Consider the following 23,813-nt stretch of genomic DNA (forward strand, 5'->3'; position numbering starts at 1 on the left):
GTCTTGGGCCAACGGAACCTGAAAAACTTACAGGATTAAAACTGGAACCACGCATGAACAGACGATCATTTCTTTTGACGGTCGCCGCCGCCGGGCTGGCAGGCAGGACTTCTGCTCAGTCGCTGCCGCCGCGCATCAACGTCTACAAATCGCCAACCTGCGGATGTTGCTCGGCCTGGGTCGACCACATGGCGCGCGCGGGCTTCGCCGTGGACGCCCAAGACATTGATCAGGAATCGCTTTATGCGCTCAAGGCTCAGTCCGGAATTACGCCCGACCTGGCCTCTTGCCATACGGCGCTCGTAGACGGGTATGTCGTTGAGGGTCACGTGCCGGTCGCAGATGTCGAACGTCTGCTCGCCGAACGTCCCGAGGCCATCGGCCTGTCGGTTCCCGGTATGCCGATCGGATCTCCGGGCATGGAGATGGGCAATCAGCACGACGCCTTCGATACCCTGTTGGTGATGCGTGACGGATCTACGGAAGTCTTCCAACGACACGCCTAGCGCATCGCTCAACAGGCTCTCGCCTGTTCCCGCCTCACGGCGTAGTCGGTCATCATCTCCGCGATCGCCCAGCGCTCCGCCAGCAGGGTCAGTCCCTCTGCCGCCCGCGCCTGGAACTCCGGGCTGTACTCGACGACGGGTGGGCATTGCCCGAGGTGGCCGACGTCAGAAGCGCCCGTTGCGCAGCCGCTCAGCCAGATCGTCGCGAGAGCGAGGCCGACGCGCCGCAGCCTCCAGCATCCGCCTATGTAGGTCATGGCTTCTCTCCGTGGTCTTGAGCTGCTCGGCCAGCCGGCCGGCGCGCGCGCCGGAGCGACGCAGGGCCAGCAGGAACAGAAGGATCGCGAGGGCGGTGACGCCGTAGCGGAGCGCCGTGCGCGCCCATGCCGATCCAGCGAGCACGGCGATAAGCCCGCCGATCACCGCCGCCCCCGCTTCCAGTCATCAAGGCGGGCGTAGATCGTGACGGCGATCCCGCCGAGGGCGACCGCGATGAACACCCAGCGCAGCGTGTCGAGATACGGGACGAGCGGCAGGATCGCGGTCTGCGTCTCGGTCAGAACCTGCTGCGCCACCTCGACGCCGGCCGCTCCGAGCGTCGCGACGCCCGCCGCGCCGCCGCCTTTCATGGTGCGGCTCTGCGCCAGGATCTCGCGCACCGGCGGGGTCTCGGGCGCAAACGGCACCGGGCGCGCGGGGAAGCGCTCGCCCCATTGGCGCGCCTGGCCGAGGTCGACGTGCATGAAGCCCGAACGTGGGTAGAAGCCGAACCCAAGGAACCCGACCTCGCGCGCAGCCGCCTCGAACGCCACAGAATCGTGGTTCGCCATGGCGATGTCGAAGGCCGCGCCTTCGAGGTGCTTGGAGCGGGTCGCGCCGCCGACAGCAAGGTTGTGCTCGGGGCTGCGATAAGCGCAGCGGACGATCAGCGGCTTGCCCAGCCGGTCGCGCAGCGCCTGCGGCTTGTCGAGGGCCGGTTCGTTGATGAGTAGCTTGCCGGTGCCGCGGCAGGCAATTTCGGCCGGGCTGAAATTCGGCCAGCGCCAGGTGCCCTCCGGCACGTCGCGCCAGTTGCGGTGGAACGTTGTGGTCATGGAGGTCCTCCAAAACAGAAAACCCGCCTCGAGGGCGGGTGCGGTTTGACTGATGGATGGGATGCTGACGGGCTACGGGCTGCCGCCGAAAATCTTGAGCTTGATGCGCGAGCAACGCAAGCATGACGCCGGTGGTGATCATGCGGACGGCGGTCTGCATCGCGGTCCGCCGCACCAGCCGGATGCAATCCACCAGGGAGCGCAGGTCGCGTATGTCGAGTGCGGCCTCGTCGCCCTCGAGCCCTACATCGGCAACAGCACGCTTCGCGCCTTCCTCGGCCACGCGTGCAATGATCGGGGACGGAACTGGCGCGGGAGGTCACAAAGCGCGGTATCCGCACGCCACGGGGCAACCGGATCGACAAGAAGTACCTCTACCGGATGTTGAACAACCGCGCCTATGTCGGCGAAGCGGTCCACAAGGGCGACAGCTACCCCGGCGAGCATGACGCGATTATCCACCGCGAGACTTGGGACCGCGTTCACGCGATCCTCCATGAGAGCCCGCGCAAGCGGGCGATGCGAACACGCGCCGAGACGCCGGCACTGCTGAAGGGGCTGCTGTTCGGGCTGGATGGCGCAACGTTTTCGCCGACCCACACCCGCAAGGGCGATAGGCTCTACCGCTACTATGTCAGCCAGACGGTGCTAAAGCACGGCGCCGGATCCTGCCCCATCGGCCGCGTGCCCGCAGGCGAGATCAAGGCCGTGGTCATCGACCAGGTTCGCGCCGTGTTCCGCCAGCCCGAGATCGTGGCGGGGACATGGAAGGCCGCGCGCGCCAACGCCGACGGCATTACCGAAGCCGACGCCCATGCGGCCCTGCAGCAACTCGACCCGCTGTGGGACGAACTCTTCCCCGCCGAGCAGGCGCGCATCGTGGCACTGCTGGTGAAGCGCGTGGACATCAGCACGGATGGTCTCAACGTCCGGCTCCGCGTCGACGGACTAAGCGGCCTCGCGCGAGAGATGCTAGCCGGTGGCATCGAGGCAGCCGCATGACCCGCACCGCTCCCATCGCCGACACGGTGACGCTCCACGTCCCGTTCCGCGTCGTAAAGCGCGGCGGGCGAAAGGAAATGCAGAGGCCGGACGGTGCCCCCCAGCTGCGCCGGATGGATAGCGCGCTGGTCAGGGCGCTGGCGCGCGCGTTCCACTGGAAACGGATGCTGGAGGCGGGTGAGTTCGCGACGATCGCCGAACTGGCCGAGCGCGAAGGCATCGCGTCCTCCTACATGACCCGGGTCCCGCGTCTGGCCCTGCTCTCCCCGGAGATCGTTGAGGCGATCCTGGACGGCAAGCAGGGGCCGGAGGTGACACTGGCGCAGGTGTTGCAGCCTTTGCCAGTGACGTGGGGCGAGCAGCCACAGCACTTCCGCTGACGGCCCATACCGGACTCTTAGCGAGGCTTCAGATGCCGCGCTGCGGCTTCGCAAAACCGGCCATTCGCCGCACTCGCATGATCTTTGGCCATGCCTACTAAAACTCAGCACAGCAAGTCTTCAACTCGACCAAACAGTTACAATAGACGTGTTGTCTCGCTTCCAGATCCGTCCATGCAGGATTAGGGCGCCTTGCCCGGACCGAAAATTACGCCAAGCAGGTTCTCCTTGAGTCCCTCAATCATCGGCTCCTTCATCACCAACGTGCGCTGGAAAACGGTGCCGACGATCACATCGAGCAGGAAATGCAGGTCTTCGGCGGACACGTCGCCCCTCGCCTGTGCGCGCTCCAGCGCCTCGAAGGCCGAGACGCGCCATGGATAGACGTATCGGTCACGGAAGATCTGCGCCATCTTCGGATCGCTGCCACCGGTCGTTATCGCCGCAAAGATGACAATCGATGCTAGGGGGCGCGTGAACGTGTCGAGCAGCTGACCTATGGCGGTTTCCATGTCGTCTCTGGAGTCGCCCGTATCGGGCACGGTCCCAATGGCGATCTCCTGATCGGCCGCTTCGAGGACAAGCTCTCCCTTGGTCTTCCACCAGCGGTAGATCGTCGCCTTGCTGACGCCGGCCCGTCGCGCAACAGCCTCGATTGTCAGATTTGCATAGCCATCCTTGAGCAGCAGCCCTCTGACTGCCACGAGGATTGCAGCCTTCGATCGTTCGCTTCGAGGGCGGCCACTGCTGCGGCCTTCGACATCCTTGTTCTTGTCGGGCATTCACTCGCCTAATCCGAAACTGCCTGATCCGTAGAGCCGAATTCGAGAAACTTGACAAGTTAAGAAACGAAACGCATCGTTTAGTAATTGCGAATCCTCATTGGGGAGGGGGGCCGATGGATACAATTCGCGGTTTTGCCGATCGACATCCGTTCTGGTTTGTCGTCGCACTCGCCATTCTTCAGCCGATAATCGCGGTGCCCTTCGTGGCCGCCTCGAAGATGCTGGGGACCGAGATCACGCCTCTGAGGTTGATCATTCCGACGGTTCAATCGGTATTCCTCCTTTGGCTGATCTGGGCGCTGGGGTGGTGGCGGCTCAGCGGTCTGGTTGGCCCCGTTCGCAACACGCATCTGCTGGTCTACCCGTCGCTGATCCTTTTCGTGCCCGTCCTGCTTTACGGAACCGTCGAAATCTCTGCGGGATGGGTCCTGTTCTATTTCCTGGCCGTGCTGGCGACCGGTGTCAGCGAGGAAGGCTTCGCGCGCGGCATCGCGCTGCCTGTACTGCTCAAGTTCGGCAAATGGAGCGCCGTCCTGAGTGCGGCGGCGATCTTCAGTGCCGGGCATCTGACGAACGCGGCGTTCGAAGAGTTCACGTTGCTGCAATGGGTCGACAAGTTCGGCAACACCTTCGGTTTCGCGGTGCTCTATGGTGCGCTGTTCCTGCGGACCGGCAGTCTCTTGCCTCTGATCCTCCTCCACACCCTTCTGGACTACATCTACGTGACCTCGGGCACCGCAGGTCCCTTCGTTGTCGAGCCGCTGGACATCCGAATTCACCTCGGCATCGCGGTGCTCAACACCGCTGTCGGGCTCTACTTGATGACGGGCGTGACCGAGGAGGACATGCCGCGGGTCGGCCGCGGCGGTGCCGTGCCCGCATGAGGCTCAACAGCCTGCGCGTACTGCTGTGCCTCGCGACGGCGATTGGCCTGACCCAGGCTGCGTGGGCTCAGGACGCCCCGCGGGCGGCGATCACGGCGGTCGAGCAGGCCGCTCCCGCTGCCCTGTCCCGGCAAGGCACGCCGGGGGTCGGGGTTGCCATCGTATTCGACGGCGAGCCGGTCTGGTCCGGCGGTTTCGGAGTGACCCATGTCGAGACCGGGGCGCCGGTGACAGCGGACACGGTCTTCGAAATCGCATCCGTCACCAAGCCGGTGACCGCCTGGGCAATTCTGAAGCTCGCCGAAGACGGCAGGATCGACCTCGACGCGCCGATCGAGACCTACCTCGGCGGCTGGACCCTTCCGCCTTCGGACTTCGACCACGCATTGGTGACCGCTCGGGCGATCCTGGCCCATGGTGCGGGCCTGTCTGAAGGTGGCGATTCCGGTGTCGAGCCAGGCGAAGTCCCCCCGTCGCTTCTGGAAGCCGCGAACGGCGCGACCATGGAATACGGCCCTGTCCGGGTCGCCCATCCGCCCGGGGAAGGCTACCACTATTCTTCGAAGGGATTCATCCTGCTCGAGATGGCCGTGGAGGCCGTCACGGGGGAGAGGTTCGGCGATTATGTGACCCGGGAAATCCTCCACCCCCTCGGGATGAACGACACTGCCTTCGGTTGGACACCAGAGTTGGAGGCGCGGGCTGCCTGGGGGCACGACTGGTACGGGAACCCCCTGCCGCATTACGAACATGCGACCAAAGCGCAGGGAGGACTGGTCGCCACCGCTGCCGACGTGGCGCGATTTCTGGCGGCGTCGATGGCGGACGCGTCGGGTACCGAACCGGGCCGCGGAGTGATCACGCCCGCTTCCGTCAGGGAGACCTTCGAGCCTTTTCCCTTTGCCGAAGACACCGTCGACATCGGCCTCGGCTACAACCTGCACCTTGACGGCGACACGCTTGTCGCCCGCAAAAGCGGCGATCATCGCGGCTACAAGGCTGTCGTCTTCCTGATGCCCGACAGCAAGGACGGGCTCGTGATCCTCGCCAACAGCGATCGTGCGGCCCCTGGCATCTTCGCCGACATCGCCTGTCCGTGGAGCCGTACCCTTCAGGACGACCCGCTGGGGCGGGTGTGCGTGCAGCTGGCGCGACTGCATAAGGCGCACCTGGGGGCAGCGCTCGTGCTGGCGACTGCGGGCGCATCGATATTTGGGGCCGTTCTGGCGGGGTGGAGACGCGACCGCCGCTCCGTGCCTTCAAGATATTCGGTTTGGCGCAGAACGGCAGCAATCCTGCCGATCCTCGTCGTCGCCGTTTGGTGGGCCTACTGGTATTCGGACATCCCGCTTCGCCTGCAGGGCTTTCCGCCGACGTTCTACACCGTCAGGGCCACGCTCTGGCCGACAGCCTTTGTGTGGATCAGTATCGGGGTAAGCACCTTGGGCCTTGCGCTGGCGTGTCTCATCCTCCTGCCGAGGACAAACGCACTGGAAACGAAACGCCCGAGCCGGCCGGCCCGCTCGTCCTGATCGGTCCATATCGACCGTGTTACGCGCAGCGCGACATGCGGTGATGTTGTTGAAGATCCGGCGCTTGCGATGACCTCTCCGTCGGTGGCGGCCCCATGCGGACGTTGGTGCCCTGTGCGTCGAACAACCGCTTGGAGCCCAAATTGAATTGTTCTACTGATTAGTCCACGGGCATCTGTGCAAATTATTTTTTACGCTAACGAAGATTCTTCGCGGCCTCTTTGGACTCTTTCGGGGTAACCTTTTGAGTGGCATGGTTACTGTTGGCGGATTTGAAAGCGCCTGCCTTATCGGGCCCAGCATAGGCATCTATGGTTATGCCTGCGTGCTGTCGGTCCGTTTTTGCCGCAGTGCGAGCACAACAGTCACAACGGAACCTGCCAGAAAAAAGATCGAGATCCAGCTGGAAAACAGGAAATAAGGATCTCCGCCCGTGGCCGAGAATGCCTGTCGTGCGCTGTTCTCAAGACTCCCCCCCAAAACGAAAGCAATCACAAAAGGCAGAGGGGACATGTCGACCTTACGCATCAAATACCCCAAAATGCCAAAACCCAAGGTGAACCAAAGCGACTCCATGCTTGGTTCCTGAGCATAGACAGCAGTAAAGGTTAGAAGCAACACGACAGGCAGCAAGGTTCGTTTTGGCGCCCTTACCATGACCGTCGCGGCCCGCATGAACGCCCCACCAAAGGTCCAGTTAACGAGGTTGGCAAACAGCATCGCAGTGAACAATCCGAATACCAAGACGAGCTCTGTGTTCACAACGCTTTCGCTGAAGCGAAACACCGAAGGTCCTGGAGTGAACCCTCCAATGGAATCGGTTGCGAGGATAATAAAGACTGCCGCGGCGTTTCCAGGAATGCCCAGACCGAGGACTGGGATCAGATTTGATCCGGAAACCGAACTGTTGGCGGCCTCAGTCGCCGCCACGCCCTCGATGGCCCCTTCGCCAAAGGCTGGCGCTCCTTCTGGGCGGCGGCGTTCATGTCGTGCGCGCCCCAGTTGGTAACCGAGCGCCGCTGCCAGCGTCGTTCCAATGCCGGGAAGTGCACCGATAATCGTGCCTACGATTGACGACTGGCCAATGTAGGGAGCAATGCGCAGGATTTCCGCGCGGGTTAAGCGCTGGTCCCCGTTATCGACAATCCGTTCACACGTTCCAGACAGGTTGCTTCTGTGCCAAAGGTCTTCGTATTCTTTCAGGACCGCGCCGACGATCAATACCCCCAGAATTGCCGTCATAATTGAAAACCCACCCGCCAAAGCGTCAGTGCCCAAAGACAGGCGTGGGTAGAAGTCTTCGCCACCGCCGATGAAGACAGCAATCAATCCCAATGCGACCGAAATCAGCCCCTTTCCAGGAGAGCCGCCGATAACTGCCGCAATGAAACTGAGCGACAGGATCAGAAGCGCGGTCTTCTCAGGAAAATCCAGATGCCGCTCAACCATCAAGGCAACGAATGGCGCGCACACGAAAAGCGCAATGTCGGAAAACGTGTCACCAGAAACAGAGGACAGATGTGCGACCTTCAATGCCTTGCGAGACTGGCCCTTCTTCGTCAGAGGATAGCCATCCAATGTGGTCATATAGGCATCCGGTGTCCCGGGGGTGTTGAACAGAATGGCTGGGACCGCCCCTCCGAGCGTCGCACCTTTCATGATGCCGATCAGAAACCCCAAAACTGGCAGCAAGGCTTCGACATTATATCCAAAGAACGAAATCAGGATCGGCAGGGAAATCGCCATTGCCATCGGCCCGGCCAGACCAGGCGTTGCGCCAACCAAGATGCCTGTGACCACGCCAGCAAAGACCATCACCAGCGTCAGTGGGACTGGAACACCGAGCAGTTCGAAAGCGGCTGGGCCAAAAATGACAGCCTGTATCCCGGCTGCGATGTAGTCCAGTGGCTGCATCAATAATCACCGTTGGGCGGCAGCAAAAGATCATCAAATGGCACATCGACGAGCGCAACCAAGCCTATTGTCACTACGCCGGCAATCAGGACCGTCCGGGCCTGCAAGCGTCCAGCGGACAAAGAAGCCATTCCACCAATAATTGCGACACCTCCAAGGAAATAACCGATGTATTTCCACGGGAAGGTTTCTCGCAACAGGCGGTACTCTGTGTCTGTGGCGCCGAACCATTCGGCAACGAGCAGAAAGCCCGGACCTGCATGCCGCATCAACAAAAGACCCAGGATGATGACAGCGACAAGTGCGCCCGTATGCAAGAACGGCGCCAACATCACGTCGGTGGAACTGTGCTTGCGCCGCTCGATCAGTAGAAGCGCGCCGCCAATCGCCAGCAGGGTGAAGGCGATAGTCGGCGCAAGTGCGTCCCCGATGCTGACTTGCCGACGGACGCGAACGATCAGGCCGGTTCCTGTGTCCTGAGGAATCCAGAGGAACAAACCGACAAGCGCCAAAAGCACCGCGCCAGTCCCGATATAGATGTTCAATCGGTACATCTGGCCTTCCTCACAAGTCTGTTGGTCGCGCCAACGCGAGCTGGCACGACCCAGAGGCCAAAACTACTCGGAAGCCGCCTGCATCAGGTCCTTGGCGGATACAAAGCTCGCGTCGATAAAGGCTTGGAGCGCCTCACCCGAAATGGCCTCCGCACCTCCGAAATTCGCTTCTAGCAGCGCGCCCGCCTTCGTGGTATCGTCCAACACGATCTCCGAAATCGATTGAGCTAATTTGGCCTGAGCTGCGCCGTCCATGTCCTTTGGCCCGAAGTACATGAAATAGATATCAAGGTTGAACGGCACGCCGAGATCGGCCAACAACGGCGCATCCGGCGTCAGGCTCAGTGGGCGTGACATGCCCGAAACAAGCTCTACCAGTTCACCGGCTTCGACACCCCTTGAATGAGCGCCAGCGACAAATCCAGCGTCAAGATCCCCAGCATAAAGCGCGTTCAGCATCCCGCGCCCGCCCTGGACCATAGTGATGTTCATCTCAATACCGGCCTCTTTGCCCATCAGATAAGTCACATCAGCGATCTTTGGCGTAATGGCGCCAACTCTCATAGGTTCGCCGGCCATGGCAGCAGCGACAAAATCGTCGAAGGTTTTCCAACCTTTCGAGGCGGGTACGACGAACGCAACTTCCGCCAGCGTCGTGGTGACGATCGGCGTCACATCATCTGGTGTCATGCCGGCGGTTCCGTCTGCCATGCCGTAGTCAAGTGCTTCTGAAATACCCAAGCCAAAGACGGTGCCATCTGTCGGTGCACCCTGCATTTCCTTTGCCATGATAAGCCCCGCTTTCCCGGGCGTGTTCTGCGGCGTGATCGTCCACCCGTAACGGGTTTCCAGCTCTTCCGCGATCAATCGTCCCTGGCTGTCTGAGCCTCCTCCGGGAGGGAACGCGATGTGCATCGTGATTGGCCCCGGTGGAGTCCAGTCTTCAGCGAGGCTCGCCGTCGCCGCTATGGAATACCCAAGCGCGAGTGCCCCAAGAGCGAGAAATTTTTTCATGGTAGTTCCTCCCAAAATCTCCATGTTGGAGCGGTAGCAGCACTAACCCGGACATATCAACCTTTTACTGGACATGTCCGGCAAAAGGTCGTATTGAGCCCTTAAGCGAAGGATCACCTATGGAGCAAAAAAGCCCAAAACCGTTCGACACGAATGAGCCCCTTCAGGAGTCTGTGACGTTCAAAATATCCCGGCTCAGTCAGAGACATGCATCTCAGGCTTCGAGGGTTCTGCGGGAATTGTCGGGTCCACCGCTGTCAGAGTGGAGGGTCTTGATGCTGCTGGCGACCTATGGACCCGGCACGGCCGCCGAAATCGCAAGATATCTGCAAGCTGACGACTCCTTGATCAGCCGAACGGTAAAGACGATGCTGAGCAAGGGCCTTTTGCAAAGCACTCCTGACCCTAAGGATCGCAGGGCCAGCAGGCTATCCCTTAGCCAGGAGGGAAGCGCTCTCTATGAGCGGATGCGACCAAGCATGCATCGCCGCCGCGTCGCTGTTCATGACGCTCTCAGCAAAGAGGAGCGGGACACGCTAGGCGCGCTGCTGGCCAAACTGGACAGGCGCATGGATGAAATCGACGAGGACTTGCAGAGGTTCATTGAATGACGAGCACCACCCCCCCCGTTTCGCACTTGCCACTTGAAGGCGTTAGAGTGCTTGATCTGACCCACGTCATCGCGGGTCCGTTGGCGACTCATCAATTGTGCATGATGGGGGCCGAGGTAATCAAAGTCGAACGTCCGGGTGATGGTGACGGCATGCGTGCGAGCCGCACACAACCAGACCAAAACGGAGTACCACCAGCGTTCCGTGCCCTGAACGCTGGAAAGAAGTCCGTCGTGTTGGACCTGAAAGTCGCAAAAGATCGAGATCATTTGCTCACGTTGGCCAAGTCGTGCCCAGTGTTCGTCGAGAACTTCCGACCCGGTGTCGCAGAGCGTCTCGGCTTATCTGCAGCTGACATCCGGCGCGTTCGCCCCGACGTGATATACTGCTCCATTTCGGGCTGGGGGCAAACCGGAGAGCTGTCTAAGCTACCCGCCTACGATCACGTGATACAAGCCGCCACAGGAATGATGGCGATGCAAGGCTCAGAGGGACCACCGGTCAAAGTCGGTTTCCCGGTCGTCGATACGGCAACTGGCATGTCGGCAGCCACTGCGATTCTCGCGGCTTTGTTGCGCCGCGCAAAAGGCGACACATCGAACATCGAAATAGATGTATCCATGGTCGACAGCGCGATGCTCCTGATGGCAACCGTCTATGCTCAAACAATTGCCACAAACGCCGCGCCTCCCCGCGTGGGCAATCGAGGATTTGTTGGCAGTCCAGGCGCGAGCACCTTCGAAACCGCTGATGGTCATGTGTCGATTGCCGCTAATACAATGGGTCAGTTTCGAATATTGTGCAGCATAGTGGGCCGACCGGACTTGGCACTGCCACCATACCTGCCAGACGGTTTGTCCAACAACGATTTTTTGTTCAACCTTGCCAGCCCCGAACTTGGCTCCGAATTGTCAGCAAGAATTCGAAAACTTGAAGCAGCCGAGTTCGAAAGAGCTCTAATCGCAGGGGGCGTTCCAGCCGCGCGTGTTCGCGATCTTCACGAGTTTTTGACAGAGTTGTACGACAAGACCCCGGGCTTGAATGTTCCGGAAGAACCAACGGCTCTCATGCCTGGTTTTCGCAGCGAAGGCGCTCTCAAAATGGAAAATTTTCAAGCGCCGCTGCTTGGTGAACATTCGAAAGAGGTGCCTGAAACTGCATGAAGTCTGCTAGAGGCGAAAGAAAATCACGCGCAATGCCGACGAGCCGAAAATCTAAATCTCCTGCCGCGCATACTGAGTTTCGAGTACGCAGTTTCATGGCGGAAAAAGAAACGTTTCCGGAAACTCCAGTTTTGGTCGCGTAACCGTTATTCATACCGTTCTTGCCCTCCGCGATGCAGCGTAAGGCCGCTTCGTCCGCACATCCGACCTTCGCGCTCTGTGCCGCGAAGGTCGGCCCCCCGCCGTTCCTGCAGTGCCTGGCAAGATGCTGCGCTGCGGAAATCTCAGTGCTTCGATACATTACGGACGATCAGCGAATGTTTGATTTCCGTTCCATATCAGCGAACGCGACTCCGGTCGAAGTGTTCAGGCTACCCTTCCGGAAAGTTATTTGGTTACAGTGCCTTGCAAGCAATTCATCAAATCAGCGCAGTCATCAGGTCCGGAGAATAACCGGCTGAGAGAACGGATTTCGGGTTAACAGACGGCGCGGTGGTGTTCAGCCCGGTCCGCAAACCCCTTTTGAAAACACGGAAAAATCCGGCTGTAGCCGGATCGGGAGAACGCCTTCGCGAAGGCAAGTGGCGGAGACGAAGGGATTCGAACCCTCGAGACGGTTTCCCGCCTACTCCCTTAGCAGGGGAGCGCCTTCGACCACTCGGCCACGTCTCCGCCCTGGGCCCTATCAGTCTGCGGCCCTCGTCCGCAAGGCCGAAGAGATGACGACCAGCGGTTGCCCGCGCGAACCGTCGAAAGCACCACACGTCCAGCCTTTCGACCGACGGCCAATTTCGCCTGACGGCCCGTGTGACGGCGCCTCCTTGGCGCCGCCGTTGCCTCATCCCCCTCGCCCGCCGCGCCGGGGGCGGCTTCGTCGGGGAGCGGGTGGAGCATGGGACCGGCTGCGGCGCGAGGTGGGCGCGGTCCGGCTCCGCGGGGCGCGCGCGCTCCCGATGCGCGAGGCGTCGCGGCACCCGCGCGTCGTCCGGCGCCAAATCGTTGACGCGGCCCCGACCGCTGCCCTTTTCGCGCGTGCCCGGGCCGGTCGCGCAGGCATCCTCGATTCCAAGGACGGCTCCCTGGGTCGGTGCATGATGTGGCTTTCGGCTCCACAGGTCGCAGAGCTTGGTTGTCCGGCACCAGGACTGCTCCCAAGGGGGTCGTTTTGGCCGCGCCGCGCGTCCTTTGGGCCTGGGCCGACCGGATGCCCCGTCTGAGCCCCCTCCGGCCGCCGCAGGCCTTTCCTTTGTTGCGACCGTCCTTCGGCGATTGGACAGCGCCCGTCCACGGGGCCTCTAGATTTCCGTCTCGGGACACACCCCGCGCTCCCGAACGCTTCCGATCAGCCTGACCGAGCGGAACCCATCGAGCGTACGGCCAGACCCGCCGAGACGTCTCGAGCGGTGAGACGGGATCTCCAATCGCGAACCACCTCGCAACAGGCCCCCGGACGTCAGCGCCTCGCATGCGCACGGCGCCCCTGCTCACCCTGACACGGGCGGCTTGGCAGGCCGCGCCTCCACCAACCGACCGCCCCCCGGTGGACCCGGTCCCGATTGCAATCGAGACAAACCGGCTCGAACCGGCCAGCACGCCGAGGCCAGGGCGCGTCCAGCAGGACGGGCCGACCCGCGCGATGGAGCGCGTGGCGCGATTCGCCTGCACCGGCGCGTCGGCACGCTTCGGGGGCACGGACATGCCGTTCCGCCAAGCAGAAGAGTAAGCATGGGGCTGGTTCCGCGCTCTTGCGCGGGGGAACGATGAGAAATGAGGCTCATTTCTTTGCCTATTCCTCGACTTCCGATATGTAACTATGTGGCGGTGCGGGAGGAAATGCGATGTTGATGGGTCAAAACCAGTGCCGCGGACAACCGTCTCTCGACGAGAAGGCGACGCTGCGCACACTGAATGCTTTTGCCGTTGACCTGATATCGATCCGCTCGGCGGAGGACCTCTTTTGGCATATCGCCCGCGAAGTCGTGGGACGGCTCAACTTCGTCGATTGCGTCGTCTATCGCCTGGACGAGGCCCGGGGCGAGTTGGTGCAAGCGGCCGCGCTCGGCGACAAGAACCCCCATGACCGGACGATCATCAACCCACTGCGGATCCAGATCGGCCACGGCATCACCGGGCGCTGCGCACAGGCCGGACAGCCGGTCATCGTGGACGATCTCATCGCGGATCAGGACTACATCCTGGACACCGCCCCTGCCCGCTCGGAGATCAGCGTGCCGATCCTGTCAGACGGTCGGGTCGTCGGCGTGCTCGACAGCGAACATCCCGAGCCGTACGCCTTCGGCGTGGCCGAGCTTGAAATCCTGACCACGGTCGCGGCGATGACGGGCGCCAAGCTGGAATTGCTGCGCGAGGCCGAGGTCTCGGCGGAGCGCTACCGCGCGCTGGTCCGCTCCCATTCGCAACTGGCCGACGAGACGGAGCGTCGCCGCAAGCTCGAGGCGGAGCTCTTCGAGGCGCGGCGGCTCGAAGCGATCGGACGGCTGACGGGCGGCTTCGCCCATGCGTTCAACAATACGCTCACCGCCGTGGGCGGGCATCTCGAACTGGCCGAGGCCGAGGGCCTGTCCGAGAATGCCGCCGAAGCAGTGGCGCAAGCGCGCGCGGCCACCCAGGCTGGCGCCCAGTTGATCCGCGACATGCTGGCCTTCTCCCGCCGCAGCGCGCTGTCGCCGCAGACCCTCGACATCACTCAGCTGATCGAGGGAGCGCGCAACGCCATGTCGGATGGCGACCGCTTCGAGGCGGAGATCGCTACGGGGGTGTGGCCCGTACGCGCCGATCGCGCGGCCGCCGAGGTCGCCCTGGTCAACGTGCTGATGAACGCGGTGCAGGCGACCAAGGCGGCCCGGAGCGCGGCCCCCGTCCGAATCGAAGCCATTCCGATCTTCGTTCCCGTTGGCGGCGTGGTCGCGCCGACGGAACTGCTCCCCGGGCGCTACGTCCGCATCGACGTGATCGACACGGGCAACGGCATCGCGGACGAGCTGCTCGACCGGGTCTTCGACCCGTTCTTCACCACGAAATCGGTCGCCGAGAATTCGGGCCTCGGTCTCTCGATGGTGAAGGGGTTCATGCGACAAAGCGGCGGCGACGTGGCGGTGCGGACCAACGAGGCGGGCGGGGCCACGGTCAGCCTTTGGTTTCCCGCGGTCACCGCCGATCCCGGAGGCTGAAACATGCACCCGAGCCCCCGGCTCCCTGCATCGAAGGGCCAGGCAGTTGAGTGCACCGAGCCCGCCGGCGTGCCCCCGCTCATCGATGTAAGCGCGCGCCGCTTGCAGGATCCGGTGGCCAGGCGAGAGTTGGGCGACCGCTTGGGCAACGCGGCGCGCACGTCGGGATTCTTCCGGATCAAGGGGCATGGCATCGCGCTTCAGACCATCGAGGCGGCCTATGGCGCGGCGCGCCGCTTTTTCGCGCGGCCGGACGCGGAAAAGCGGCGCTGGTATATCGGCCATTCCCCCAATCATCGCGGCTATGTGCCGTTCACGGAAAAAGGCGACTACCCGGACGAGGTGCACCGCTCCTATGAGGCGTTCGATCTGGGCCATGACGGGTCCAGGAACGACCCCGGCTATGTACCGGGCCGGCTTCTCTGCGGCCCCAATGTCTGGCCCGACGACGCGGAGTTCCGCAAGGCCGTCTCGGCCTACCACGATCAGGTCGCCGCGCTAGGGCAGGATCTCTGTCAACTGCTGGAGCTGCACCTCCGGGTGCCGGCGGGCGCCATCACCTCGCGGATGCGCAATCCGATGTCGCAGCTGCGCCTGCTTCACTATGTGCGCGCCGCCGGCACCCGCGACGCCAAAAGCGTCAACATGGGCGCCCATACCGATTACGAATGCCTGACGCTGCTGCACACGCGCAACGAGGGGTTGCAGGTTCTTACCGAATCCGGCGCATGGATCGACGTGCCCGTCGATCCGCGCGTCCTGGTGGTGAATATCGGGGACATGCTGGAGGCCTGGACGAACGGCCTGTTCCGCTCGACACCGCATCGCGTGCTCAACCTGCGGCCCGAGCGGTTTTCGATGCCCTATTTCGTTTCCGCCGATTACGACACCGAGATCGCCCCCCTGCCCGGCCTCGTCGATGCGGGATGTGCCAGCCGCTATCCGCCCTTCCGGGCGGGCGACCATCTGGAACGAATGTTGCGCCGCGACTTCCCCTATCTGCGCGCGCAGGCTAGGTCTGGGGTAAATGAAGGCCCCGTGACCAACCCATTCGAAGATCGCATCCGCGCCGCCGCGGCGGCCGAAGCTAGGCCCGACTGATTTTTTTATGCCCTCACTCGACACGATTTTTGCTGTCATGCTGGCGGGGTTGGCCCTGTCATCGACCCCCGGCCCCTCCATGCTCTACGTTCTGTCGCGCAGCGTCGGACAAAGCCGCGTCGCCGGGCTGGCCTCGGCGGTGGGGCTCGCGCTCGGCGGCGTGGCGCTGGCCATCGCCACGGCGCTCGGCCTCGCCGCGCTCTTTGCGGCGGTGGACTGGATCGTCCCCACGCTCCGGGTGGCCGGGACGGTCTATCTCGTATGGCTGGGCGTCGGCCTGATCCGGGAGGCCCACGCGACCGCCGATTCGGACCTGGTGGCGCAGCCCATGTCGGCGGCGTCTCCGGGTCGCATTCTCTGGCAAGGGATCTGGGTGGAGGTGCTGAACCCGAAGACGGTCCTGTTCTTCGCGCTGTTCCTGCCCCCTTTCGTCCAGCCGGAGGCCGGACCGGCCTGGCTGCAACTCCTGGTTCTGGGCGCGCTCGTGCCGCTCACGGCCGTCCCGTCGGATCTGGTGGTGGCCTGGATGGGCGGGAGCACGGCCGCTTGGCTGCGGCGGAGCCACAGGGCCCGTCTCGCCCTCGGCTGGATGGGGGGGCTGGCGCTCCTCGCCATCGCCGCGAACCTCCATTTCGGCCTGATCTAGTCGATGGGAGGCGCTCCCGCCCTGTCCGGGCGGGCACGCGATATGGGGTAAAATAAAACCCCACATTCAAGGCACTGTTTTACCAGCGCTTTGCCAAGCCGATGCCCGTTGACACTGCGCAAACCCTGCTTATAAGCGCGCCATCTCCGGGGCCCGAGCCTCGCCGTCACGTTCACCGATCAGATCAAGGGCAAGGCATGAAGACCTTCACCATGACCCCCGACCAGATCGAGAAGAAGTGGATCCTGATCGACGCCGAAGGCGTCGTTCTGGGCCGCCTCGCCTCGATCGTCGCGACCCGCCTCCGCGGCAAGCACAAGCCGACCTTCACGCCGTCCATGGACATGGGCGACAACGTCATCGTCATCAACGCCGACAAGGTGCAGCTGACGGGCAAGAAGCGCGACAAGCCAAACTACTGGCACACCGGCTATCCGGGCGGCATCAAGTCCCGCACGACCGGCCAGATCCTGGACGGCAAGTATCCCGAGCGCGTCGTCATGCAGGCCGTGAAGCGCATGCTGCCCGGCAACAAGCTGAGCCGCCAACAGATGACCAACCTGCGCGTCTACGCCTCCGCCGAGCACCCGCACGAGGCGCAGTCCCCCGAAGTGCTGGACGTCAAGTCCATGAACTCCAAGAATACCCGGAGCTGACAGCGATGGCCGAACAACTCAACTCCCTCGAAGAGCTCAAGGGCGCCGTCGACACCTCCGCCGCCACGGGCGAAGATGTGCTCCTCGACACCTCCGCCCCGCGTGAGCCCGTCCGCGACGAGCTGGGCCGCTCCTACGCGACCGGCAAGCGCAAGGACGCGGTCGCCCGCGTCTGGATCAAGCCGGGCTCCGGCAAGGTCACGGTGAACGGCAAGGACATCAACAAGTACTTCGCCCGCCCCGTGCTGCAAATGATCCTCAAGCAGCCCTTCGAGATCACCGACCGCGAAGGCCAGTTCGACGTGACCGCCACCGTCAAGGGCGGCGGCCTCTCGGGCCAGGCCGGCGCGGTGAAGCACGGTGTCTCCAAGGCGCTGCAACTCTACGAACCCGGCCTGCGCGCGCCGCTCAAGGCCGCGGGCTTCCTGACCCGCGACAGCCGCGTCGTCGAGCGCAAGAAGTACGGCAAGGCCAAGGCCCGCAAGAGCTTCCAGTTCTCCAAGCGCTGAGCCGAGACCGATCGAGACAAGGGCCGCCCATCCGGGCGGCCCTTTTGCGTTGCCGGGGCGGTTGTGGCGCCCCCCGCTTTCCGGTCAAATCCTGCGGACAGGAACTCGGAGGCCCGCGATGTATCTGACCATGAACCGTTTCCGCGTTAGGGAAGGCCAGGAGGCGGCCTTCGAAGAGGTCTGGCAAAGCCGCGACTCGCATCTGAAATCGGTCGACGGGTTCGAGAGCTTCCACCTCCTCAAGGGAGAGGCCGCGGACGGCATCCGCCTCTATGCCAGCCACACCGCCTGGCGCGACCGCGCCGCCTTCGAGGCCTGGACCCGTTCGGAAGCCTTCCGCGCGGCCCATCGCGGCGCGGGCAGCCATGCCGACATGTATGACGGCCCGCCGGTGCTGGAGGTCTTCGAGAGCGTGCAGTCCATCGCCTAAGGCCGCCGCGCCCGGGCGCCCGGCCTTGCACCGCGGGATGCGGGGCCTCATGTCGGACCCATGTTCGTGTTCTCCCGCATCGCGCTCTTCATCACGCTGGTGGCCGGCTGGTTCATGATAGCGTTCGGCGGCTGGATCGCGTGGCGCGGCTTGACGTTCTACGGGCTGGATCATGTGCTCGTGGGCACGGGCGGCGGCATACTTCTAGGTGGCCTGCTGGTGGTCGCGCTCTCGGTCGGGGCAAACGCGCAGCTCTCGACCGCCCGCGACACGGCCGCCCTGCGCCGTCTGGCCGAGCGGCGCCCGCCCCCGGCCGAGGAGGGCCGGAAGGGCCGACGAGGCGATGTCCCGTCCTTGCGCGCCGAGCCGGTTCTCCCGCCGCGCAAATCGTGAGCGGAACCACGCAATCCGCTTGCCCCCGCTCGCGCCCGGCGCAACTCTAGAGCAGCAAACCGGGGGTGCCTTTGGATCAAGAGACACGACGCGGCATGGTGCTGATCGCCCCGCCGCTCATCTATGCGCTCGCGCTGCTGGCGCTGCCGCTGGGCGCGGTCCTGCTGTTCAGCTTCTGGACGCAGGACTATCTGACCATCGACCGGACGCCGACCCTGGCCAATTATGTCGAGGTCGCCACCGATCCGCTCTATCGGACGATTCTGGGCCGGTCCCTCGTGATCTCCGGCTCGGTCACCCTGCTGACCGTCCTCCTGGCGTTTCCGGTCGCCTATTACGTCAGCTTCCATGTTCGGCCCGACCGCAAGTCGCTCTGGCTCTTTCTGATCACCATCCCGTTCTGGACCAGCTACCTGCTGCGCATCTTCCTGTGGAAGGTGATGCTGGGCTACAACGGCGTCATCAACTCGGCCCTGACCGGCATCGGAATCATCGACGAGCCGCTGACCTTCCTTCTCTACAATGCCAATGCTGTGGTTCTGACGCTCAGCCATGCCTTCGCGCCCTTCGCCATCCTTCCGATCTTCGTCGCGTTGGAAAAGATCGACCGCAGCCTGCTGGAGGCCTCTCGCGATCTGGGCGAGACCGCCTTCACCACCTTCTTCCGCGTGACCCTGCCCCTCGCCCTGCCCGGCGTGATCGCCGCCGTGCTGATCGTCTTCATCCCGACGGTCGGAGACTACGTCACGCCCGCGCAGGTCGGCGGCTCCCAGGGCACCATGATCGCCAATCTGATCCAGGCGCATTTCGGCGGGCTCAATGACGCGCCGATGGGAGCGACGCTCAGCATCGTAGCCATGGCGACGGTGACGGTGATCGCGCTGGCGCTGGTCTGGATCACGCGGCGGCTCGGGGGGGCGCGCTGATGCTCAGAGCCTATACCATAGCCTTCCTGATCTTCCTCTACGCGCCGATCCTGCTCTTGCCGGTCTTCGCCTTCAACGACGGCACGGTCATCGCCTTTCCGCTGGATGGCTTCACCACCAAGTGGTTCGCAGAGCTCTGGACCAATTCGGAGCTGCACGCGGCTCTGGTCAATTCGCTGCTGGTGGCTGGGGCCTCGTCGGTCCTGGCGGTCCTCCTCGGCATAGCGGCGGCTCGGGCGAATATCCGCTACAAATTCCCGGGCAAGGCGGCGGCGATGGGCCTGATCATGCTGCCGCTCGTGCTGCCTGAGATCATCGTCGCGGTCTCGCTTCTGGTGGTGGCGGTCCGCATCCTGGGGTTCGATCTGTCGCTCTGGACGGTGGTGGCGGCCCATGTCCTGATCTGCACGCCCTTCGCGGTGGCGATCCTCAACGCGTCCTTCCAATCCCTCGATCCCTCGCTGGAGGAGGCCGCCATCGACCTCGGCTTCTCCCGCCCCGAGACTTTCCGCCTGATCACGCTGCCGCTGATCATGCCCGGCATCGTGGCGGCCTTGCTGATCTGCTTCACCATCTCGCTGGACGAGTTCATCATTGCCTTCTTCCTCACCGGCTCCGACCCGACCCTGCCCGTCTATATCTGGTCGCTCCTGCGCTTTCCGCGGCTCATCCCCGTGGTGATGGCGCTGGGCACGATCCTGATGGTGGTGTCGGTCTCACTGCTGGTGCTGGCCGAATGGAACCGCCGCCGGGGCCTGGCCCGCGCGGGCGTCGCCGACAAGGGAGGTTTCCTGTGAAGGAACCGCTGATCCGCCTGAAAGGCATCGAGAAATACTACGGCGACTACCACGCGTTGCGCGGCATCGACCTAGATATCGGCCAGGGGGAGTTCTTCTCGCTGCTGGGCCCGTCGGGCTGCGGCAAGACCACGCTGCTACGCACCATCGCGGGGTTCGAGGGCGTGTCCAAGGGCACCGTGACCATCGCCGGGCAGGACATGACCGACGTGCCGCCGAACAAGCGGCCCACCAATATGGTGTTCCAATCCTACGCGATCTTCCCGCATCTGACGGTGGCGCAGAATGTGGGCTTCGGCCTGCGCAAGCTGCCCGGCAGCCAGTCTGAGAAGACCGCGCGCGTCGGCGAGGCGCTGGAGATGGTGGGCCTTGGCGGCTACGGCGCCCGCGCGGCCTATGCGCTCTCGGGCGGGCAGAGGCAGCGCGTGGCGCTGGCCCGCGCCTTGGTGCTCAAGCCGCGCGTTCTGCTGCTGGACGAGCCGCTCTCGGCGCTCGACAAGAAGATGCGCGAGCAGATGCAGGTCGAGTTGATGCGCCTTCAACGGCAGGTCGGCATCACCTTCATCCTCGTGACCCACGACCAGGAGGAGGCGCTGGTCATGTCCGACCGGATCGCCGTCATGTTCGAGGGCGACGTCGCGCAGGTTTCCGAGGCGGAGGCCCTCTATCGCCGCCCCGTCTCCCGCCGGGTGGCGGAGTTCATCGGGACGATGAACTTCCTTCCCGCCCAGGTGGCGGGGGACGAGGTGGCCGTGGCCGGGCTGGGCCGGATGCCATTGAATGCGCTGCAATCCAACGGAGACACCGATGGAGACTGCGTCGCCGGGTTCCGCCCCGAGACCGTGACGCTGCTCTTCCCCGGAGAAAAGGCCTCCGATCGCGAGGCTGAGGGCGTCGTGACCGAGGTCGTCTATTACGGCGACATGACCTATTACGACATCCGCCTCGTGGGCGCGGCCGATCCGGTGCGCGTCTCGATGCGCAACGTCTTCGGCCGCCCGGTGCTGGAGGTCGGCACCGAAGCGCGCCTCGCCTGGTCGCCCGGTGCGGTGTCGCTGTTCGGCTGAGGCACAGGGCCCGCTGCGACCGCTCACCCCGCGCCCGCTGCCGAGGCGCGGCCCCGTGCGCGCCCCGCCCGGTTGGGCGCCCACGAGACGGCTTGGGCTCCGACCGTTTGCGCCCTGCCCCACTGGGGCGATCACGAGACGGCGCTCACTCCTCGCGCAATCCCAATCGGGTCGCGTGTCGCGCCGCATCGGCCCGACTGGAGATCCCAGCTTCCGGTAGATCGCCTTGATATGCCCGGCCGCCGTGGTCTCGGCGAACCCAAGGTCGCGCGCCGCCTCCGCGGTCCGCAGGCCCCGTCCGATTAACGCGAGCACGTGCTTCTCCCGCTCGGTCAGTTGCACTTCCGCCTCCATCGGCCCGGTCCGGCGGAAATGCTCCATGATGCGCCGCGCGATGGGCGGCGACAGGGCGAGGAGGCCGTGCATCATCTGCCGCAGCTGGTGCACCAGCAGCGCCCCATCCGTCTCCTTCAGAAGGTCGCCATCCGCCCCCGCGGAGAGCGCCGCCACCAGCTTCACATCGTCCGACATCACCGTCGCCAAGACGCAGGTCGTGCACGGGGCCGCCTTTTTTACTTCGCGCAGCAGGGTCGCGCCGTTCCCGTCCGGCAGGTTCAGGTCGACGACCAACAGATCGCAAGGCGTGGCCAGCGCCTGACGCCCCGCGCCATCGTCGCGGCGCAATCCACCTCGCACCCGGGGAACGTCTCCCGGATGACATCCCGCAGCCAGGCCCGGGTCTCGGCCACGTCTTCCACCAAGACGACGCGGCGCATGGCGCAGGCCTCCGCCGCGCGGCGCAGGGGCCCCTCGAGCGGCAGCCGCGCATCCACGCGGGTCCCCGCCTCGCCCGTGGCCAGGGTCAGCGTCCCGCCCGCATCCTGCGCCCGCGCCCGGAGGTTCCCCAGGCCCTTTCCGCGCGGCGCGGTCGGATCGATCCCGTTGCCGTCATCTTAGACCAGCAGGCGGAGCATCCCGGCCTCGACCGACAGCGCGACCGAGACCCACGTCGTGCCGCTATGGCGCAGCGCGTTCCCCGTCACCTGACAAGGCTTCAAGCCGCCCTGGTCCCCGTGACCTGCGCGCGCCCAGTCGAGGCCGCGATGAACGGTCTGTGCCCGGCCGGCCGCCCACGGTCTTGGTCCAGCCGAAGGGTTCCTCGATCTTCTTCCGGCGCCGCAGGAACAAGGAGGAGCCGGGAGGCTGGGTGGCCCGCCCATCGATGGCGGAGTGTCGAGCCTTCTGCGCGACATGCGGCGTTACGACCATCCGTCTGAGCGCGGCGACGAAGTCAGCGCTGTCGTATCCCTTATCTGCTCCAAGCATCAGGCGCCGGGCCGACCCCGGGGCGTGCCGATTGCTCGTCTCGGCGCCGCCTTGCGCTCACCATGGCCGTCGGCGCGGGTCCGTTTCGCCTGCACGACAAGGCCGTTGCGATTTTCCATCAGCCTATGCCCCATGCATCACAGCATCGCCGCGGCGCCCGGCGCCTTCTCGTAAAGGCGAGCATCAGGATCCGTCACGGAGGCGCGGGGCGCGTTCATCCATGCCTCGAGCCTCGCGCTACTGCTTGCCTAGGCGCCCGTGGGGTAGGCCCGGGCGGACGAGGCGCGCGGTGTTTCGGCCGGGGAGTTCGTGTGTGCAGGTCAGTTTGCACAGGCCCTTCCGCTGCGGGAGATCCTCGTCTCCCACCAACTCGGCAACGCCCCTACCGGCTGGGAGTCGCCACGGTGCTGCTGCAACTCGGTGAGGGCGCGCGCGCTCCGTTTCACCTGGCACAGGCCCGGGGCTGCGAACTGCCCGTCGAGGTGCGTGAGACGGTGAACGGCCTGCTGGCGGGGCTGCCTCTGCGCACCCGGTGGGAGCGGTCGCTCTCCTTCGCGGTCCAGCCCGAAACGAACCCAGCCCGCAGCTCCACCGGCTTCATCCTCGGGAACGGGTTTCCCGTGGAGGTCGGGCCTGCGGCCGCGGGCAAGTCGAGCCGGTCGTTCACGGTCCTGGGCAGCTTTGGCCACCAATGGGCGCTGAGCGCGCACCGTGGCAGTTTCCTTGGCACCTGGATCGAGTACGCGGCCCGCTTCGGCAAGCTGGCGGACACGACCGTCCTGCGCACGACCGCAGGCCGCCACGCCGCCTCAGGCATGAGCGGCTGGAAGCGGCGCTGCGGGGCTCGCCCTGGGCTATTCCCACGCCCTGACCCCGGCCACCCGCCTCTCCGTCGCCTTGAGCTCTACGCGGCGGGACGCGCGGGCCGAGGGCTCCAGCCTGATCACGGGCAACCAGGCGGTGGGCATCGACCATCGCATTCGCGGCGGGCTCTCCTTGGGCGCGACGGTCACTCGGACGCGGACCTGGCGGGACGCGGCGGTTGGCTTCTTCACCGTCGTGCAGAAGGACGCGCGCGCCATCCTCACCCTCCGCGCCTTGCATTCGCGGCTGAAGCTGATGGGCTTCCCGCCCGTCCTGGAAATTGCGCAGGAACGGCAGGAGAGCACCATCCCGCTCCAACGCTACGAGACCGACCGCGCGGCGATCACGCTCACGCGGCGGTTCTGAGAGCGGTGGCGCGTCTCGGGTCGAGCCGCGCCTGCCGAGAGGACGGGACCGGGGGCCAGCCCCCGGACCCCCGAGGTATTTTCGGCAAGATGAAACCCGAGC

Annotated in this window: 25 protein-coding genes, 1 tRNA gene and 4 pseudogenes; 19 read left to right on the forward strand and 11 right to left on the reverse strand. The window is 64.3% G+C overall.

The window, feature by feature from the left end:
* Nucleotides 1-53: 53 nt before the first annotated feature.
* On the forward strand, nucleotides 54-506 hold the full coding sequence (locus tag DTQ71_RS04870; protein ID WP_109563179.1) for a DUF411 domain-containing protein: 453 nt from the start codon (nucleotides 54-56) through the stop codon (nucleotides 504-506).
* Between the two features lie 165 nt (nucleotides 507-671).
* Here the strand turns inward: DTQ71_RS04870 and DTQ71_RS04880 are convergent, their stop codons facing one another.
* The 3 genes and pseudogenes from DTQ71_RS04880 to DTQ71_RS24055 all read right to left on the reverse strand — a co-directional run.
* Entirely contained in the window at nucleotides 672-929 is a 258-nt protein-coding gene (locus tag DTQ71_RS04880; protein ID WP_109563181.1) for a hypothetical protein, read from the reverse strand.
* Complete coding sequence (locus DTQ71_RS04885) at nucleotides 926-1,600, reverse strand: YcbK family protein (protein ID WP_109563182.1); 675 nt, start codon at nucleotides 1,598-1,600, stop codon at nucleotides 926-928. The genes DTQ71_RS04880 and DTQ71_RS04885 overlap by 4 nt, the downstream gene beginning before the upstream one ends.
* 181 nt (nucleotides 1,601-1,781) lie before the next feature.
* Nucleotides 1,782-1,883, reverse strand: a pseudogene (locus tag DTQ71_RS24055) (DUF6127 family protein); the annotation flags it as partial.
* Between the two features lie 11 nt (nucleotides 1,884-1,894).
* Here DTQ71_RS24055 and DTQ71_RS04895 point away from each other — a divergent pair.
* Together DTQ71_RS04895 and DTQ71_RS04900 are read left to right on the forward strand one after the other, a co-directional pair.
* Nucleotides 1,895-2,602 (forward strand): annotated as a pseudogene (locus DTQ71_RS04895) (recombinase family protein); the annotation flags it as partial.
* Entirely contained in the window at nucleotides 2,599-2,982 is a 384-nt protein-coding gene (locus DTQ71_RS04900; RefSeq protein WP_109563183.1) for a hypothetical protein, read from the forward strand. The pseudogene DTQ71_RS04895 and the gene DTQ71_RS04900, both read left to right, overlap by 4 nt.
* A 182-nt stretch (nucleotides 2,983-3,164) precedes the next feature.
* On the opposite strand, the gene DTQ71_RS04905 is transcribed toward DTQ71_RS04900, so the two are convergent.
* Nucleotides 3,165-3,764, reverse strand: coding sequence for a TetR/AcrR family transcriptional regulator (locus DTQ71_RS04905; RefSeq protein WP_109563184.1), 600 nt, complete (start codon nucleotides 3,762-3,764; stop codon nucleotides 3,165-3,167).
* A 116-nt stretch (nucleotides 3,765-3,880) separates the two neighbouring features.
* On the opposite strand from DTQ71_RS04905, the gene DTQ71_RS04910 reads away from it, so the two are divergent.
* Together DTQ71_RS04910 and DTQ71_RS04915 are read left to right on the forward strand one after the other, a co-directional pair.
* A complete protein-coding gene (locus tag DTQ71_RS04910) occupies nucleotides 3,881-4,651 on the forward strand; it encodes a CPBP family intramembrane glutamic endopeptidase (protein ID WP_109563185.1) in 771 nt (256 codons plus the stop codon).
* Nucleotides 4,648-6,183, forward strand: a complete 1,536-nt coding sequence (locus DTQ71_RS04915; RefSeq protein ID WP_170125297.1) for a serine hydrolase domain-containing protein — start codon at nucleotides 4,648-4,650, stop codon at nucleotides 6,181-6,183. The genes DTQ71_RS04910 and DTQ71_RS04915 overlap by 4 nt, the downstream gene beginning before the upstream one ends.
* A 315-nt stretch (nucleotides 6,184-6,498) precedes the next feature.
* On the opposite strand, the gene DTQ71_RS04920 is transcribed toward DTQ71_RS04915, so the two are convergent.
* The 3 genes from DTQ71_RS04920 to DTQ71_RS04930 all read right to left on the reverse strand — a co-directional run bounded on the left by DTQ71_RS04920 (nucleotide 6,499) and on the right by DTQ71_RS04930 (nucleotide 9,665).
* Entirely contained in the window at nucleotides 6,499-8,097 is a 1,599-nt protein-coding gene (locus DTQ71_RS04920) for a tripartite tricarboxylate transporter permease (RefSeq protein ID WP_109563187.1), read from the reverse strand.
* The gene (locus DTQ71_RS04925) at nucleotides 8,097-8,651 is read right to left on the reverse strand and encodes a hypothetical protein (protein WP_109563188.1); all 555 of its coding nucleotides are present in this window, start codon (nucleotides 8,649-8,651) and stop codon (nucleotides 8,097-8,099) included. Before DTQ71_RS04925 ends, DTQ71_RS04920 begins: the two co-directional genes overlap by 1 nt.
* A gap of 63 nt (nucleotides 8,652-8,714) precedes the next feature.
* Nucleotides 8,715-9,665 carry a Bug family tripartite tricarboxylate transporter substrate binding protein gene (locus DTQ71_RS04930; RefSeq protein WP_170125298.1) on the reverse strand — a complete coding sequence of 317 codons (951 nt, stop codon included), beginning with the start codon at nucleotides 9,663-9,665 and terminating at the stop codon, nucleotides 8,715-8,717.
* A 119-nt stretch (nucleotides 9,666-9,784) separates the two neighbouring features.
* On the opposite strand from DTQ71_RS04930, the gene DTQ71_RS04935 reads away from it, so the two are divergent.
* Together DTQ71_RS04935 and DTQ71_RS04940 are read left to right on the forward strand one after the other, a co-directional pair.
* Nucleotides 9,785-10,276, forward strand: coding sequence for a MarR family winged helix-turn-helix transcriptional regulator (locus DTQ71_RS04935; RefSeq protein WP_109563190.1), 492 nt, complete (start codon nucleotides 9,785-9,787; stop codon nucleotides 10,274-10,276).
* Nucleotides 10,273-11,439 (forward strand): CaiB/BaiF CoA transferase family protein, encoded by a 1,167-nt coding sequence (locus DTQ71_RS04940; RefSeq protein WP_109563191.1) that lies wholly within the window; start codon nucleotides 10,273-10,275, stop codon nucleotides 11,437-11,439. Before DTQ71_RS04935 ends, DTQ71_RS04940 begins: the two co-directional genes overlap by 4 nt.
* Nucleotides 11,440-12,021: 582 nt before the next feature.
* Here DTQ71_RS04940 and DTQ71_RS04945 read toward each other — a convergent pair.
* Nucleotides 12,022-12,111 (reverse strand) — tRNA-Ser (locus DTQ71_RS04945).
* 793 nt (nucleotides 12,112-12,904) lie between these two features.
* On the opposite strand from DTQ71_RS04945, the gene DTQ71_RS04950 reads away from it, so the two are divergent.
* The 11 genes from DTQ71_RS04950 (at nucleotide 12,905) to DTQ71_RS05000 (ending at nucleotide 21,155) form a co-directional block, all read left to right on the forward strand.
* A complete protein-coding gene (locus tag DTQ71_RS04950) occupies nucleotides 12,905-13,162 on the forward strand; it encodes a hypothetical protein (protein WP_109563192.1) in 258 nt (85 codons plus the stop codon).
* A gap of 115 nt (nucleotides 13,163-13,277) precedes the next feature.
* Nucleotides 13,278-14,630, forward strand: coding sequence for an ATP-binding protein (locus DTQ71_RS04955; protein WP_109563193.1), 1,353 nt, complete (start codon nucleotides 13,278-13,280; stop codon nucleotides 14,628-14,630).
* Nucleotides 14,631-14,699: 69 nt separating this feature from the next.
* Complete coding sequence (locus tag DTQ71_RS04960) at nucleotides 14,700-15,731, forward strand: isopenicillin N synthase family dioxygenase (protein ID WP_245947246.1); 1,032 nt, start codon at nucleotides 14,700-14,702, stop codon at nucleotides 15,729-15,731.
* 7 nt (nucleotides 15,732-15,738) lie between these two features.
* Nucleotides 15,739-16,377, forward strand: a complete 639-nt coding sequence (locus tag DTQ71_RS04965; protein WP_109563195.1) for a LysE family translocator — start codon at nucleotides 15,739-15,741, stop codon at nucleotides 16,375-16,377.
* A gap of 197 nt (nucleotides 16,378-16,574) precedes the next feature.
* The gene (gene rplM, locus DTQ71_RS04970) at nucleotides 16,575-17,033 is read left to right on the forward strand and encodes a 50S ribosomal protein L13 (RefSeq protein WP_109563196.1); all 459 of its coding nucleotides are present in this window, start codon (nucleotides 16,575-16,577) and stop codon (nucleotides 17,031-17,033) included.
* Nucleotides 17,034-17,038: 5 nt separating this feature from the next.
* Nucleotides 17,039-17,542, forward strand: coding sequence for a 30S ribosomal protein S9 (gene rpsI, locus DTQ71_RS04975; protein WP_109563197.1), 504 nt, complete (start codon nucleotides 17,039-17,041; stop codon nucleotides 17,540-17,542).
* Between the two features lie 118 nt (nucleotides 17,543-17,660).
* Nucleotides 17,661-17,972 (forward strand): heme-degrading protein HmuQ, encoded by a 312-nt coding sequence (hmuQ, locus tag DTQ71_RS04980; RefSeq protein WP_109563198.1) that lies wholly within the window; start codon nucleotides 17,661-17,663, stop codon nucleotides 17,970-17,972.
* Between the two features lie 60 nt (nucleotides 17,973-18,032).
* Nucleotides 18,033-18,365 (forward strand): hypothetical protein, encoded by a 333-nt coding sequence (locus DTQ71_RS04985; protein ID WP_109563199.1) that lies wholly within the window; start codon nucleotides 18,033-18,035, stop codon nucleotides 18,363-18,365.
* Between the two features lie 95 nt (nucleotides 18,366-18,460).
* Nucleotides 18,461-19,291, forward strand: a complete 831-nt coding sequence (locus DTQ71_RS04990) for an ABC transporter permease (protein WP_109563200.1) — start codon at nucleotides 18,461-18,463, stop codon at nucleotides 19,289-19,291.
* Nucleotides 19,291-20,088, forward strand: a complete 798-nt coding sequence (locus DTQ71_RS04995; protein WP_109563201.1) for an ABC transporter permease — start codon at nucleotides 19,291-19,293, stop codon at nucleotides 20,086-20,088. The genes DTQ71_RS04990 and DTQ71_RS04995 overlap by 1 nt, the downstream gene beginning before the upstream one ends.
* Nucleotides 20,028-21,155 carry an ABC transporter ATP-binding protein gene (locus DTQ71_RS05000; protein ID WP_109563202.1) on the forward strand — a complete coding sequence of 376 codons (1,128 nt, stop codon included), beginning with the start codon at nucleotides 20,028-20,030 and terminating at the stop codon, nucleotides 21,153-21,155. Before DTQ71_RS04995 ends, DTQ71_RS05000 begins: the two co-directional genes overlap by 61 nt.
* 264 nt (nucleotides 21,156-21,419) lie before the next feature.
* On the opposite strand, the pseudogene DTQ71_RS05005 reads toward DTQ71_RS05000, so the two are convergent.
* The 3 genes and pseudogenes from DTQ71_RS05005 to DTQ71_RS05010 form a co-directional block, all read right to left on the reverse strand.
* Nucleotides 21,420-21,839, reverse strand: a pseudogene (locus DTQ71_RS05005) (response regulator); the annotation flags it as partial.
* The gene (locus DTQ71_RS24060) at nucleotides 21,770-21,931 is read right to left on the reverse strand and encodes a hypothetical protein (protein ID WP_245947251.1); all 162 of its coding nucleotides are present in this window, start codon (nucleotides 21,929-21,931) and stop codon (nucleotides 21,770-21,772) included. The gene DTQ71_RS24060 and the pseudogene DTQ71_RS05005, both read right to left, overlap by 70 nt.
* A 315-nt stretch (nucleotides 21,932-22,246) precedes the next feature.
* Nucleotides 22,247-22,696 (reverse strand): annotated as a pseudogene (locus DTQ71_RS05010) (transposase); the annotation flags it as partial.
* A 652-nt stretch (nucleotides 22,697-23,348) separates the two neighbouring features.
* Between DTQ71_RS05010 and DTQ71_RS05015 the strand changes: the two are divergent.
* A complete protein-coding gene (locus DTQ71_RS05015; RefSeq protein ID WP_407066394.1) occupies nucleotides 23,349-23,711 on the forward strand; it encodes a surface lipoprotein assembly modifier in 363 nt (120 codons plus the stop codon).
* The last annotated feature ends 102 nt before the right edge of the window (nucleotides 23,712-23,813 follow it).

Origin of the sequence: Jannaschia seohaensis (assembly GCF_900116765.1) — a bacterium.
Classification (GTDB): Bacteria; Pseudomonadota; Alphaproteobacteria; order Rhodobacterales; family Rhodobacteraceae; genus Jannaschia; species Jannaschia seohaensis.

Excerpts from the sequence above, each read along its gene's own strand:
- DTQ71_RS04870 (WP_109563179.1), top strand. The coding sequence starts at position 54 with ATGAACAGACGATCATTTCTTTTGACGGTCGCCGCCGCCGGGCTGGCA.
- DTQ71_RS04885 (WP_109563182.1), bottom strand. The coding sequence starts at position 1,600 with ATGACCACAACGTTCCACCGCAACTGGCGCGACGTGCCGGAGGGCACC.
- DTQ71_RS04900 (WP_109563183.1), top strand. The coding sequence starts at position 2,599 with ATGACCCGCACCGCTCCCATCGCCGACACGGTGACGCTCCACGTCCCG.
- DTQ71_RS04905 (WP_109563184.1), bottom strand. The coding sequence starts at position 3,764 with ATGCCCGACAAGAACAAGGATGTCGAAGGCCGCAGCAGTGGCCGCCCT.
- DTQ71_RS04910 (WP_109563185.1), top strand. The coding sequence starts at position 3,881 with ATGGATACAATTCGCGGTTTTGCCGATCGACATCCGTTCTGGTTTGTC.
- DTQ71_RS04915 (WP_170125297.1), top strand. The coding sequence starts at position 4,648 with ATGAGGCTCAACAGCCTGCGCGTACTGCTGTGCCTCGCGACGGCGATT.
- DTQ71_RS04920 (WP_109563187.1), bottom strand. The coding sequence starts at position 8,097 with ATGCAGCCACTGGACTACATCGCAGCCGGGATACAGGCTGTCATTTTT.
- DTQ71_RS04925 (WP_109563188.1), bottom strand. The coding sequence starts at position 8,651 with ATGTACCGATTGAACATCTATATCGGGACTGGCGCGGTGCTTTTGGCG.
- DTQ71_RS04930 (WP_170125298.1), bottom strand. The coding sequence starts at position 9,665 with ATGAAAAAATTTCTCGCTCTTGGGGCACTCGCGCTTGGGTATTCCATA.
- DTQ71_RS04935 (WP_109563190.1), top strand. The coding sequence starts at position 9,785 with ATGGAGCAAAAAAGCCCAAAACCGTTCGACACGAATGAGCCCCTTCAG.
- DTQ71_RS04940 (WP_109563191.1), top strand. The coding sequence starts at position 10,273 with ATGACGAGCACCACCCCCCCCGTTTCGCACTTGCCACTTGAAGGCGTT.
- DTQ71_RS04950 (WP_109563192.1), top strand. The coding sequence starts at position 12,905 with ATGCGCACGGCGCCCCTGCTCACCCTGACACGGGCGGCTTGGCAGGCC.
- DTQ71_RS04955 (WP_109563193.1), top strand. The coding sequence starts at position 13,278 with ATGTTGATGGGTCAAAACCAGTGCCGCGGACAACCGTCTCTCGACGAG.
- DTQ71_RS04965 (WP_109563195.1), top strand. The coding sequence starts at position 15,739 with ATGCCCTCACTCGACACGATTTTTGCTGTCATGCTGGCGGGGTTGGCC.
- rplM (WP_109563196.1), top strand. The coding sequence starts at position 16,575 with ATGAAGACCTTCACCATGACCCCCGACCAGATCGAGAAGAAGTGGATC.
- rpsI (WP_109563197.1), top strand. The coding sequence starts at position 17,039 with ATGGCCGAACAACTCAACTCCCTCGAAGAGCTCAAGGGCGCCGTCGAC.
- hmuQ (WP_109563198.1), top strand. The coding sequence starts at position 17,661 with ATGTATCTGACCATGAACCGTTTCCGCGTTAGGGAAGGCCAGGAGGCG.
- DTQ71_RS04985 (WP_109563199.1), top strand. The coding sequence starts at position 18,033 with ATGTTCGTGTTCTCCCGCATCGCGCTCTTCATCACGCTGGTGGCCGGC.
- DTQ71_RS04990 (WP_109563200.1), top strand. The coding sequence starts at position 18,461 with ATGGTGCTGATCGCCCCGCCGCTCATCTATGCGCTCGCGCTGCTGGCG.
- DTQ71_RS04995 (WP_109563201.1), top strand. The coding sequence starts at position 19,291 with ATGCTCAGAGCCTATACCATAGCCTTCCTGATCTTCCTCTACGCGCCG.
- DTQ71_RS05000 (WP_109563202.1), top strand. The coding sequence starts at position 20,028 with ATGGAACCGCCGCCGGGGCCTGGCCCGCGCGGGCGTCGCCGACAAGGG.
- DTQ71_RS24060 (WP_245947251.1), bottom strand. The coding sequence starts at position 21,931 with ATGCGCCGCGTCGTCTTGGTGGAAGACGTGGCCGAGACCCGGGCCTGG.